This is a genomic window from Nocardia brasiliensis, assembly GCF_042691675.1.
In the GTDB taxonomy this organism is placed as follows: Bacteria; Actinomycetota; Actinomycetes; order Mycobacteriales; family Mycobacteriaceae; genus Nocardia; species Nocardia brasiliensis_D.
In genome coordinates this window covers 1,184,719-1,198,815 of record NZ_CP170507.1, presented here as the reverse complement: position 1 = coordinate 1,198,815, position 14,097 = coordinate 1,184,719, and the positions used below count along the sequence as shown (strand labels likewise).

Here is a 14,097-nt window from a genome sequence, read left to right as displayed (position 1 = left end):
GGTCTGCGCGGTCTCGTCGCGGGAGCCCCCGGTCAGTTCGGCCAACGACAGCACACGGCCGTCATTGGTGCGGAACCATTCCCGGCCCTGCTGGTCGGTGCCGAGGTAGATCACTTCCTTGGCATCGACCAGGAATCGCGATGCACCTTCGACGTTTTCGCCCAGATACTGCACCGTGAAGCTGTGTGCGCCGATATCGTGCCCGTTGCGGGTGGTTCTACGCTCGAGCACCCAGGCCGTCGGACCGCGTCCGTGCTTGCCCAGGCCCACCTGCCTCATTCCGTCGATCAGGTTTCCTTGCGCGGAGGCCGTCGCGTCGGCGTGGAATCCCTCCAGCTGCGCCCCATTCAGGTGCGGGCGGGTCTCGCCCCAGGTCGTTCCGGCCATGGTGCCCGGCCGGACCTGCGGCAGCGTCGCCACCGGGCCCTGCTGGTCGATGAGCCGTCCGATCGATTCCGGCACACAGTTGTTCGGAACGAGATGGGCTTCCAGCTGAGCGATGTCCTCGGCGGTCCGCAACACCTCGGCACGCAGTTCAGCGTGTATCGCGGCCAGCTCGGCAGGGGTGCGCAGCCCCATCTCGGGGAGCTTGCCCCCGGCGAAGTCGCTGTAGACCTTGGCGATGTCTTCCGGCTTCATCCCGGCCAGGTCGACACCGGCGAGCCGCAGCCAATCCCGCAGGGGCGCCGGGATATCCGGCAGGTTCGGCGTCCGGTTGAGCAGGTCGGCGCGGAACCGGTCGACATCACCGAGGACCCGCGAGATATGCGCGGGCGCATCGGCATGATGCACGGGCAGATCGCCCTCGGCGATGCGCGGATCCCAGTGCGCCAACTCGGGCCGGGCGCGCAGGTCGGCAACCATCGAGTCGATCTTGGCCGCGGCCTTCGGGCTCGCCGTCTTCAACGCCTCGATCTGCTTGTACAGGCCGTCCAGCGTGCCATCCGGATTGGTCCGCAACGCCTCCGGATCGATCTTCAGCTGGTGCAGCAGGTCCTGTAGCTCGTGGAACCGCCCGACCTCGATGCCGGTCCGGGCCTGATCGGCCAGCGCCTCGATCTGCAGCGCCCGCAAACCGTTCTCGGCCCGCAAACGGGAAAGGGTGTCGTTCAACCGATGTGGCGCCAGGTCCGTGCGCTCGAGACCCAGCCGGGTAACCGCCTCGACCAAACGCGAGGTGCTGCGCGGCGTCGGTGCCATGCTCGCGGCGGGCGGCTCCACTGGATCCGGGACCACGCGCCAGGGACCGTCGCCCTCGCGAACAGTCGTCGCGTTCAGGGTGCGGCCACCGACCTCGCCGGAGAAATGGCGCACCTCGGGCGTCGGCAGGGTGACCACGTGTACCTGGCCGGTCCGGTCGGCCCAGACCATGTGGTATTCGACCCGTACGTCCCCGCGGGTGACCGCCTCGGCGAGGCGGGTATTGGCCGGGTCGGCCAGCGTATCGGCAAGCAGCCGATCATGTTTCGATCCATTGTCGACGATCAGCAGCCGCTCCGGCGGGCCCGCCACCCGGCCGACCTTCGCGGGCTTGTTCGAGTCGAGCGGCACCCCGCCCTGCGACTCGATCCATTCCGCGCCCGCGCGACGCGCCATGCTGTCGGCGAGTGTGTTGAATCGCTCGTCGATCGGGCGGTATTCGGTGGCCTGCCGTTCGAAGGCGGCCACCGCCTCGGAGAACGCGCGCTCCTCGGCATGCAGCGCCGCCAGCGTCGAGTTCAGATTTTCGGGACGCAACTCCCCTCGATCGAGGCCGAACATCCCGGCCCAGTCGGCGAATTGCTGCCGGACCTGGTCCCGGCGCAGCTGGTACTCGAATACCCGGACCAGTTCGGGGTCCTGGTTGAACTTCAGGTCCCACCAGCGGCGGGTGCCCGCGGAGTTGTTGGCAACCCGTTTCTCGGTATCGAGGCGCTCAAAATCCTTGCCTTGCTCGCGCGCGACTTCCTTGGCGAAGCGCTCCAACGGGTTCGGGTTGGTTTCGCTGTGCTGCCCGAGGTAGCCGAGGTGGGCGTCTTCCCGGTGATACAGCAGCGCCGAGTCGCGCAATGCCTCGATGGCGCCGACATGGCGCAGCGCTCTATAGTGCGCCCGGTCCAACGCCCGCTGCACCGTCTCGGGGCTGAGGTCGGTCAGCTTCTCGCCGACCTTGCGACTCGCCTCGTGCAACGCCTCCCCCGCCTGCTGCCGTCGCACGCCGGCATCCCAAAGCTGTTGTCCTTCCCGGGCCAACTCCGCGCGGACCGCGGCGTCGGGCTCATGCGTGCGCGCGCCCTCGACCGGCGCCACCACGTCGCGCTCGGTACCGGTACGTTCCCCGGCAGCCGGTGCGGCGACCTGGGGTCGCTGCTGCTCGCTCGGCGGATCGAAGCGCCCCGCCAGGCCGAGTCGCTTCATCTCGGCGTCGAATTGCTTCAGCTGTTCTTTGTCGATATCGCGCCAGTACTTGTACTCGTTCCCGGCCTGATCCAGCACCGGCGGGAGGTTGTACGACTTCTCTCCGGCGGTGCCCATCACGAAGCGGAAGAACTTCTCACGGTTGGCGCTGTTGAACTTCAACACCTGCAACGCGAAGAACGCCGGATCCCACGTCACATCCACCTGCGGCAGCTGCAGACCGGCCTCGACGCCGCTGCCTACCTGCCCGTACAACTCGGCGTTCTGACCCGAACCGAGTGGGTGCTGCGGAATCTGCTCGTGCCCACGGTCGCGCAGCCGGTCCCACATGTGGCCCAACCGAGATCGGGCGGGTTGCGCCGGCGCCTGCTCCGGCACCCGCGGCGCGTCCAATCGCTGTGCGGGCTCGATGCGCCAACCGCCCGCGCCTTCGGGCACGAGGACGACCGGCACCAGTTCGTCGCCTACCCGGAGGTCCATCCGGAGGTTCTCGTCGACCCGGGCCGACGCGGGCCCCGGCTGCGTCTCGGCCACCCGTGCCGCATCGGCGAGTTTCGCGACTGTCGCCGCACGCTCCAGGACTTCGGCGCGCAGCCGGTCGATGGTGTCCTCGATCCGACTCGGCTGCAGCTGGTCCCGCGGTACCTCGAGCAGCCGCGCCCAGGTATCCCGCACCGCGGCAATGCGATTCGACAGGTCGATGTCCGAGGCGTGCGGGAGCCGGCGCACCGCGGTTGCCAGCGCCTCTACCGCACCCGCCCGCAGCACGGTCCGGTGGCGCTGTTCGGCGATGGTCTCGGCAAGCCGGTCGGGCACGAGCTCCGCGCGGGGGACATCCAGGCGGCGGGCCAACTCGTCGCGCACCGACACCATCGACTCGGGCCGCGGTTCCGGATGCGGGGCACCGGAAGTCCGGGCCTCGGGATGCGTACCGAGCCGGGTGCCGTCGGCGTTCGCCAGTCGATCGCTCGGATACCGTTCGCCCGCTTCCAACGGCCGGTAGTCCGCGGGGAACCGCATCGGGTTCGGCTCACCCGCCGGATGCGGTTCGAGGAAGCCGCGGGCCAAGGCCATCCGCGCCACGTCGGACAGCTCGCGCAGCGGTTCGCGCACGACTCGCAGCGCATCACCCAGGTCGAGCCGCTGGACGAGTTCCCGCACGTAGCGACGATCGCCCTCCCGCTGCCGAGCCGGTGGACTGCTGTCGGAATGCGCGGCGATCTCCTCGAAGTGCTTGATCACCTCGCGTAGCGGATCGCCGACGCGGCCCGCGCCGGTGTCCTGGCCGATGCGCAGATTCGCGTCCGGCAGCGGCGCGTGCGGATCGCCGCCCTCGATATGCACGGATTGTCCGTCGTGCCAGACAGCCGCCCAAATCTCCCTGGTCTCCTGGCGGGAGGCACCGGCCAGTTCGGCCATCGACTTCACCTGACCGTCCGCGGTCAGGAACCATTCGCGGCCTTGCGCGTCGATGCCGAGGTAGACCACTTCCTGACCGTGGGCCAGGAATCGGTGCATGCCGCCCGCGTTTTCGCCGAGGTACTGCACAGGGTAGGAATGCCCGCCGACGCCGTGCGCGTCGACGGTGGCCCGCCGTTCCAGCACCCACGCGGTAGCGCCACGGCCGTTGCGGTCCAGCCCGCGCTGGATCATTCCTTCGGCCAACCGGCCGTGACCCGAGGATGCCGCGTCCGAGACGAATCCCTCGACCTGCGCGCCATTGAGATGCGGTTCGGTCTCGGACCAGGTCCGTCCGGACAGCCGGCCCGGGTTGACTTCGGGCACGGTCACCAGCGGGCGTCCCTGTAGGTCGTTCACCTGGTGCAGCGACTCGGGCACACAGTTGTTGTAGGTGACCAGGTCGGCCAGTTCGGCGATCGCGACAGCGTCCTCGCGGACCTCGGCCCGCAGTTCACCGAGCACTTCGGCCAACTGCTCGCGCGTCTGGATACCCTGCTCGTGCAGCTTGCCCGCGACGACCTCACTGTAGATCTTCGCCACCTGTTCCGGCGTCTTGCCGGTCAGGTCGACGCCGGTCAGCCGCAGCCAATCACTGTCGGGTGTCGGGACTTCCGCGAGGTCGACCGGGCGGTCGCGTAGATCGGCACGGAACCGTTCGGCGTCGCCGATCACCCGCTCGATGTGCGCGGGCGCGTCCGAGCGGTGCACCGGCATATCGCCTTCGGCGATGCGCGGATCCCACTCGGAGAATCCCGGCCGCTCCCGTAGATCCTTGACCAGGCCGTCGATCTTGGTGGCCGACTTGGGATCCGCCTTCTTCAGTTCCTCGATCTTCGGTCGCAGCTGGTCGAGCGTCTTGACCGGATCGGTCCGCAATGCGACGGGATCGGCCTTCAGCTTGTGCAGCAGATCCTGGAGTTCCTGGAACCGGGCGATGTCCTGCCGGGTGCTGACCTGATCGGCGATCGCCTCGATTCGCAAGGCTCGCAAGCCGTTTTCGGCGCGCAGTTGGGACAGCGTTCGTGCCAACCGGCCAGGACTGAGATCCGCCGGAGTGAGGCCGAGTCGATCGACCACCTGGGCCAGCCGGGCAGCGCTGCGCGGCGTAGCCATCGCGGCGGGCGCGGGCGCGGGCTGCGCCGGATCGTGAACGACTCGCCACCCACCCGAGCCGTCGCCGACCGCCGTCACGTGCAGCGTTCGGCCCTCGACCGTGCCCGAGAAGTGCCGCACCTCAGGCGATTCCAGCACCACCGCGTGCACCTCGCCCGCGCGGTCCGCCCAGACGGTGTGGTATTCGACCTGCACAGCACCGCGCGTGATCGCCTCGGCGAGCCGGGCGTTGGCCGGGTCGGCCAGCGTATCGGCAAGTAGCCGATCGTGTTTCGTTCCGTTGTCGACGATCAGCAGCCGCTCCGGCGGGCCCGCCACCCGGCCGACGTTGTGCGGATTGCGCGCGTCCAGCGGCTCGCCGTGCTGCGACCGAATCCATTCCGCGCCCGCATCGCGCGCCATCTTCTCGGCAAGGCCGTCGAACCGGTCGGCGGCGGAACGATATTCGCGTGCCTGCGCCTGGAATTCATCCACCGCCCTGGAGAAGTTGCGCTCCTCGCCGAGCAGGCCGAGCACCGTCCGGTCCAGGTTCGACGGGTGCACCTCGGCCCGATCGAGGCCGAAGATCTGGGTCCAGTCGGAAAGTTCGAGGCGCACCTGGTCGCGGCGCACGACGTTCTCGAACATCTTGACCACGCCGGGTTCGCGGTTGTAGTTCAGATCCCACCAGCGGCGAGTGCCCGCGGAATTGTTCGCGACTCGCTTCTCGGTATCGAGCCGCTCGAAGTCCTTGCCCTGGTGCTGAGCGATCTCCTTGGCGAAGCGCTCCATCGGGTTCGGGTTGGTGGCGCTGTGCTCGTCGATGTAGCGGACGAATCTGTTCTCGCGGTCGAATCGCAGGGCCGCTTCACGCATGGCCTCCACTGCACCCACATGGCGCAGCGCCCGGTAACGCGCCTGCTCCAAGGCCTGCCGCACCGTCTCCGGGTTCAGGTCGGTCAGCTCGACGCCGATCTTGCGACCCGCCTGATACAGCGCCTCGCCCTCGCGCTGGCGTGCCAACCCGGCGTTCCAAAGCTGCTGACCCTCCCGCGCGAGATCCGCGCGCACCGCCGACTCGGGCTGGTGCGTCTGCGCACCCTCCACCGGTGCGGGCACGTCGCGTTCGGCGCCGGGCCGCTCGCCTGCCACCGGGGGTGAGGCCACCGCGGGCCGTTCCTCGGCGGGCGGGTTGAAACGGGTGTCCAGCCCGAGCCGCTTCATCTCGGCGTCGAACTTCTTCAGCTGTTCTTGGTCGATATCGCGCCAGTACTCGTACTCACGACCAGTACGGTCCAGCAGCGGCGGCGGGTTGTGCACCTTGTCGCCGACCGTGCCCATGACCAGGTGGAAGAACCGCTCGCGGTTACCGCTGTTGAACTTCAGCACCTGCAACGCGAAGAACGCCGGGTCCCAGGTGGTATCCACCGCCGGCAGGTGCAGGCCCGCCTCGACACCACTGCCGATCTGACCGTACAGATCGGCGTTCTGACCCGAGCCCAGCGGATGCTGCGGAATCTGCTCGTGCCCACGGTTTCTCAACCGTTCCACCAGTTCCCGCAGCTTCGACTTGGTGGTGGCGGGATCGGATTCGGTCACTCGGGGTGCGGGCAGTCGGTCGGCGGGCTCCACCCGCCAGCCGCCGCTGCCGTCGGGTACCAGGCGCAGCGGCAATTTCTTGCCGTGCACGTCCAGATCGACGCGCAGTGGTGCGTCCGGCCGCGCGGTCCCGCCGCTCTGCTGCACCGCGTCGGCGAGATGGTTGATCGCGGCGGCCCGGTCCAGCGTCTCTTGGCGCAACCGCGCGAGGGTGTCGGCGTACCGATCCGGGTGCAGCTCCGGCTCACGCACACCGAGCAATCGCGCCCAGGTATCCCGTTCGGCGGCAATGCGATTGCTGAGATCGACGTCGGAGGCATGTGGCAGTCTGCGCACCGCGTTGTCGAGCGCCTCGACCGCGCCTGCCCGCAACAGCGTCCGAAAACGCTGATCGGTGATCGTCTCGGCCAGCTTGCCCGTTGCCACATCCTCGGCACGCAGATCCAGCCTGCGCGTCAACCCGTCCCGGACCGTGTCCATCGACTCCGGACGCGGTATCGGATCCGTTCGTACCGAACGCTGTGCGCCCGGTCCGTTTCCGATCGCTTCCGGATCGGCGGCGGCCATCCGGTCGACCGGATGGTACTCACCGTCGCCGAGCGGGCGGTGGTCGTCGAGCCGCATCTGGCGCGGCTCCGCGCCGGGCGCTGGCGGTTCGAGGAAGCCGCGGGCCAGCGCCTTGCGCCCGAGATCGCTCAACTCGCGCAACGGATCACGCGCGTTGACCAGCACGTCGCGCATGCCGAGCTCGTCGGTCAGCGCCCGCGCGTACTCGCGGTCCCCGGCCCGCGCCGGTGGATCGCTGCCGGACCAGACCTCCGCCTGCTCGAACGCGCGCTCCGCCTCGCGCAACGGGTCGCGCCGCGCCTCGCCCACCGGGTCCTGGCCGACGCGCAGCTTCGATTCCGGTTGCGGCGCATGCTGATTGCCCGCGGGCAGGTGTACGACCTCGCCGTCGTGCCAGACGACCGCCCAGGTCTGCGCGGTTTCCTTTCGTGACCCACCGGTCAATCGGGCCAACGACTGGCGGACCCCGTTCTCGTCGAAAACGAGCTCGCGGCCCCTGGCATCCCGGCCCGCATAGGTGACCGTCTTGCCGTCCACCTCGAATACATGTGCGCCCGAACTCGTTCGCCCCTGGTAGGTGGCGGACCAGGAGTGCCCACCGATCTCGTGACCGTCGACGGTCACCCGCCGGTCCACCACCCACGCCGTCGCCCCGCGACCGTTCTCGTTCAGCCCGCGCGCCATCAACCCCTCGATGATGTGCCCGTGCGCCGTCCCGGTCGCGTCGGTGGTGAATCCGTCGAGGCGGGCCCCGTTCAGCCGCGGTACCACTTCGCGGAATGGCAGGCCCGCCCGGTTCTTCGGATTCGGCTGCGGCGGGTCGACCACCGGGCCCTGATGTTTCGTCACCTGGTTGAGCGAACGTGGTACGCAGTTGTTCTCGTACTGCTCCAGCGTGAAGCGCCGTACCGAGGGCGGCTTGTGGCCACCCCGTTTGGTGATCTCGATCTGCAGGCGCTGTTCGCCCGGCGCCCCGGTGACCTTCCCGGTGACCTCCACCCCGCCGAGGGCGAGATCGTGATCGCCGCGGTAGTTGCGGGTCGCCCGCCGGACCAGCTTGGTGACCGCGCGTTCGGCCTCGGCGATCCGCGCCTCCGGCCAGCCGGTGAGGATTTCCCGCACCCGGCTGCGGGTGGGTCCGAGATACTGCAGGCCGTAGTTCAGCTGTTGCCCGAAGCGCCGGGTCTGCTCGGGTCGCGGCACGATCGGTGCCTGTTCGTGCAGGAATGGACGGGTCAACTCGCGGCGGCCGGTCAGCTTGGCGATCGGCCCGCGCTCGGCCCGCTCGCCGGTCAGGTGCGGCCGGTTGGCATCCCAGTTGTAGACCTTCTTGGCCTGGTCGTGTGCCTGTTCCCAGCTGAGTTTCGGGTTCTTGGCCATCAGCGTGCTCTCGAGCAGCGCGGACTCGATCCCGATTCGGTCCTGGCGCAACGGATTTCCGTCGGCCATCCGGTTCCACAGTTCGGCGACGTCGGCGATCCGCTCCACATGCCCGCTGCGCATCCACAGGTCGCGGACCTGCCGCAGGTTCGCGACGACCTCCTCGCGCGGGCGCGGCGTGCCATCCGGATCGAGCAACCAGGTGGAGCCGTCGGGATGCTTCGGCAGGCGCGAGCCGTCGGGATCGCGGACCCACGGTTCCTTGCCGCCGTTTCGGTCCCAAGCCTTCGCGTCGCCGCCGGAGTAGCGGTTCGGATCGCGGAGCGCGTTGTCGGCGATCTTCTTGATCAGGGCATCGTCGTTGCGCAACCGATCGCGTTCGTACCGCTCGTATTCGGCGTTCGTCCAGCGCTGCAGGTCCGCGTATTCGCGGCCCTCGTTGCGCCAGCGTTCGGCGAGCGAGGTCGGGATCTCGACGCTTTCCACCGGCCGCGGCGGGATCTCCCGCGACGGGCCGATGTGCGGGGACACCGGCACCGTTCGCCTGGTGCCGGGTGTCTGCTCCTTCTGCAGCGGTTCCGGATGCCGCTGCGCGGGGTCGAACCACGGGTAGGTCCGGGTATTACGCAACGGCGGCGCGATGGCGTGGATCCATTCGCGGTTGCGCAGGTTCGGAATCCACTCGCTGATCTTCACCAGGCCCGAGGCGACGTGCGGGTGGTCGCGCAGGAACTCCGGCGACAGTCGCGGCGTGATCGGCTCGAACTTGGTGTGCGCGGGCAACCACTTGGTGGCGGCGAGCACGCCCTTGCCGATCCACGGGCGGTTCTGCACGAACTCGAGCGTCCACGGGTGGCGAGCGGCCTGGCCGATGATGCGGTGGGCGATGATGTAGTAGTGGAACGGGTAGACCCCGATATTGTCCTGATAGATGCCGGGTTGATTGGTACCCGCGAAATCCGTTGGGGCGAAAGGCGCGTGCTTCGCGGTCAGTACCTCGGCCGTCTGCCCGTGCGGGACCTGATCGAACAGTAGTCCGGACTGTCCGATCGTCTGCGTCAACGAGTACTTCACCCAGTACGGCGGCAGCGCGTCCTCGAACTTGCCCGGGTATTTTCCGAGCTTCGCGTTGCCGGTGCCCTCCCGATACTGTTCCAGGCCTGCCGTCGGGTGCGGATCGCCCTCGGTGACTCGCGCGAACTGTATGTCGAACGGCGTCTTGCCCGACTTCGCCACCGCGAGCATCCGGTCGGTCTGCTGCCCGAACACCTGCTCCAACGCGTGGTAGTAGCCGCGCGGGTTGGCATCGGTGCCGACCACGAGGAGCCGAGCGGGCCCGGCCGAGCCGTCCGCGCCGATGTGCGGCGGCACGAGTCCGACGCGCTCCGAAAGCGGCAGCGCCCCTAGTTCGTCCAGCGACCGCAGCATGGTGCGGCGGCGGGTGAGGTCGCGCCCTTCCGCATCCACCCTGGCCAATTCGTCGGCGATCGCCCGCAGCCCCCGGACCTGCTTGGCCTCCGGCGAAAGCTCCTTGCGAGTCGAGCCTGGCGATTCGGTTTCGCGGCCGCGCTCGGTTTCGCGCACCGGGTCCTCGCGATAGCGCGGGCTCAGCTGTTCGGGGTCCGCCACCCGGAACTCGTCGGCCACCCGATCGCGGGCGGCCAGCGCCTCCGCAAGCCGTCCCTCGAGCGCCTCGCGTGTCGTGCGCGCGGCGTCGTGCTGTTCGGCCAACTTGCCGTGCGAGGCCTCCAGCGTGCGGATCTCGCCGCGAATCTCGGAGATACCGCGCTGGGCGGCCTCGATCATTTCGTGCCGCTCGCGCGCGGCGAACGGGATACCGGCCATCCGGTCCTCGATGGCGCGCATGCCGGTCTGCACGAGGTTTTCGTCGGCCCGCAGCTCCGCGAGCTTGCGTTCCAGCGCCCGCATGGCAGGCAACGGCTCGCGCTCGACAATGCCCGCGGCAGCGGTCTCCCGCTCCAGCGACTCGATCGCGTCGATCCGCTCCAGGTCGGCGCGCAGCGGTGCGACGCGCTCCGGGTCACCGAGCCGCTCCCCCAACTGATCGATCAGCCGATCCTCGCGGGCGCGCAGATTTCGCTCGGCCTGATCAAGCTGCGCCACCTCACGGTCGAGCACGGTGGTGCGCAATTGATCAGCGCGCTCACGCGCCAACGCCGCCTGCCCGTCGAAGGTTTGCGCCTGCTCGACCAGCCGCTGTGCTTGCTCATCGAAGGTCCGCGCCTGCTCCTCTCGGCCCCGTGCGCGCTCGGTTTCGGCTGCCGCACGGGCGGTTTCGGCGTCAGCCCGCAGGTTCTCGGCCTGGGCGCGGGCACGCATCTCCTCGCCGATCGTCGTTTGCAGTTCGCGCATCAACTGCCGGGATTCGCGGTGCGGTTCCGGCGCGGCACCGCGCTCCGGCGTCGCGCCCACGCGCTCACCGCCTGACAGGACCATCGGTTCGCGTCCGCTGCTGACGACCTGACCGTCGCTGTAGAGGATCGCGGAGGTCCGTATGGCGTTCTCCCTGGACCCACCCGCCAGCTCGGCCAGTGAGTACGGACCGCGCTCGGGCGCAGCGTTGTCGATGAGCCATTCCCGACCTTGCCGGTCGGTGTAGAGATAGCTGAAGTGCCTGTCGTTGACCTCGTATTGCCGTACGCCCGCCGAGTTTCCACCGAGATAGGTGACGGGATAGGTGTGCACGCCGACGCCCTGCTCGTTGGGGGTGGCGCGCTCCTCGACGATCCATGCGGTGGCGCCGGGCTCAAATTTGCTCAGCGTGTCGAGTATCAGGGCGTGGCCAGGCCCCCCGTCCTTGCCGGAGTAAACCTCCGGGACCGCCCCGCGCAGCAGCGGTTCCACCTCCGACCACGGGACCCCGGCCCGATTGACGAGCTCCCGCGACGGCATATCGGCGACATCGCCCTGCTTCTCCCGCAGCTGCCGAATGGAGTCGAGGACACAGTGATTGAGCGCCGCTTCGGTTTGCGTCCTAATGCCGTCGGCGATCAGCGTGAATACGGCGGCCGGGCTGTCCGGAATCAGGTCCGTGAACGTCTCGGGCTGCCGGACATGATCCCGCGACGCACCGTCACCGCGGCGCGGTTCGACGTCGGTGCCGCGCCGCTCGAGCTCGGCTGTGCGGTGCGCCTCGGGCTCCGGACGTGTCGGCCTGGCTTCTACATCGGTCGACTTGCCCTCGGGCGCCACCGCGGCGCCACCTGGCTCCTGGTTCGCGGGACGTGATTCGGGCTCGGCAATGCGCGGCTCAGCGGTGCGCGGCCGGGAACCATCGAATTGCCCGCCGTCGGCACGCTCCGACTTGCCATCGAAGACACCGATCCGTGCTGGCTTGTGCTCCTGGGCACTGCTATTCGTGGTGCGGTCGGTGTTGCTCGGCTCGACGACGCGTGGCACGCCCTTGTCGGCGTTGGCAGGTGGCGGCACAGCGGATGTCTCGCGGCCCGGGGTAGTGGGATCCGGCTGGATAGGCCGATCCGGTTGGGTAGGCCTGGCGTCACGCTCCGAGACGGGCGGGAGGTTGGCACCCTTGTCCCCTGCTGTGCCCCGATCAGGCTGTGCCACAGTAGATTCCGCGGCAGGTTTGGTTTCCTCGGGCAGCCGGTCCCGACCCGGCACCGGGGAATCGTCGGAGCGGGAACGCGAATTGTCCACCGGCGCATCGTCGCCGCGCGTGCTCGGCTCGACCGGAGCGTCCGTCGGCTTGGTGCCGCTCTCCTTGGAACCCGTCGTGTTGTCCACGGGTCGCTCGGTCCCGTTCGCCACGTCGGTGGGTTTGGTGCCCGTGCCGCGATCCTCCGCCGGTCCGACGACGCGGGAGTCCTGGTCGGGATTGCCTTGCGATGGGGACTGCTGGCTCGGCTGGGCTGTCGGGGCCGGTGCGCTCTGTTGCCCCGCGGCGATACTGGCGCTACCCGCTGCGGTATTGATCGTGGGGCTGACACCGGCGCGGCCGGGGTTGGCCACGGGACTGTTGGATTGCCCACCGGTCGAGGTACCACGCTGCGCGACACCTCGCTCCGACGACCCGGTGCTTCGTTCCGCGGGAAGGTTGGACCGGCCTTCCTGCGGGGGCGGCGCAGCCTGCTGCCGAGCACCCGCATCCGCTGTCTTCGTCCCGGAATCGGCTGAGCGGGAGCCGCTTTCGGCGTTCGTCGGCGCACTGGCAGTGGGCTGTGCCGACGTGGTGTTTTCCGTGCGGGCCGACGAGTTGGCGAAGTCCTGTTCGAGCCTCTGGAGCTCGGCCAAGCGCTCGGCGCGCGACATCTCGTACCGGACGCCATTGCTATCGGTCGAGTAGACGCGGGGAGCGTCTTTCAACTGTTGCGCACGCTGGAAGGTTTCCTCGTAACGCGCACGCTCCACCGGGTCTTGCACCCGGTCGGGATGGCTGGCACGCATGAGCCGATCGGCAACCGGTGCGGCGGCCTCCTTCGCCGCCTGCTCCGAGCCGGCGAACGCCCCGCCGGGCCGGGAATGGGCGCCGTCCGAGATGGCCAGCCCCGTGCCGGGAGCGGCGCCCATGCCATGGTTGCGCATGGCGCCGAGCCCGCCCATGCCGATACCCGCGCCGAGCATCTCCCAGTGGAACGTCTTGTCGACTTCGCTCCAGCTCTTGCCCTCGACGGCCATCTGCCAGCCCATGCCGGACGCCCACATCGCGGGAACACCAGCGGCGCCACCCGCACCTGCGGCGAGCGCGCGCTGGAACTTCGGCGACAGCCGAGACCCGTTGGCGTGAAACCGCTCACCGATTTTGCGGCCGACCGGCGCACCCAGCGCACCGCCCGCCGCCCAGTCGACGGCGGTGCGCGCGGTCTGCATGAGGTCGATCGAGCCGTGACCCGAAAGCGCCTGTGCGGTCTGGATCGCGAGATCGAGGGTCGTGCCGTGCACGCCGCCGCGGACGCCACCGGCGAGGGCGGTTCTGGCCAGGCCCGCCTTGCCGGTCTTCTGCAATGCCCACTGATCCAGCTTTTTCAGCGGGTTTCTCGTCGCGGCCTGGGTGCCGGCCCGCTTCAGACCGATCTTCTTGACGTACGGCATCACCAGGTTCTTCGTGGTGAGCCGCGCGGCCTCTCGCTCGAGCCTGCGCAGGCCTTCCTTGCCGAGTATCCCCATCCCGATGCGGCCCAAAGCGGCCGCGATCGTGGCGCCGATCGCACCGTAGGGCCAGCCCTGGATCAACAGCATGATGATCGTTCGGGCGGTCGCCGCGGCGAAGTATGCCGAGATGGCCTGGGAGCCTTCGATCGACTTGCCGCCGCCGGATACGTACTCGCCGAGATCGACCAGGCCTTCGCCATTCTTGCGAATCGTGAAGTCGCCGCCGAAGTACTTGTCGAGCTCCTGGCTGATGTTCTGTACGCCGTCGCCCTCCGGGTACGCCTTCTCGATCTGGCGCAGCAGGATGTTGAGATCGTTCTCCAGATCGAGCAGCTGCTTGCCGACGTTCTCCAGCTCGTCGCCCAGGTCGTACATGGCGTCCGGATCGCCGTCCGGGTAGGCCATGCCGAAGTTGAGGGTGGTCAGGATCCAGGGCGGAATCCAACTCCAGATAGAGGTCAGCCAGGTCAT

The 14,097-nt window shown here is 68.8% G+C and carries 1 protein-coding gene (only partly in view); it reads right to left on the bottom strand.

What is annotated here, in order from left to right; all coding sequences use genetic code 11:
- Positions 1 to 14,097: the beginning of a sigma factor-like helix-turn-helix DNA-binding protein gene (locus ACFK0J_RS05710; RefSeq protein ID WP_378737213.1), read on the bottom strand. The gene continues 22,674 nt to the left of window position 1, outside the view; only the first 14,097 of its 36,771 coding nucleotides appear in the window; it begins with the start codon at positions 14,095 to 14,097; the stop codon falls past the left edge of the window.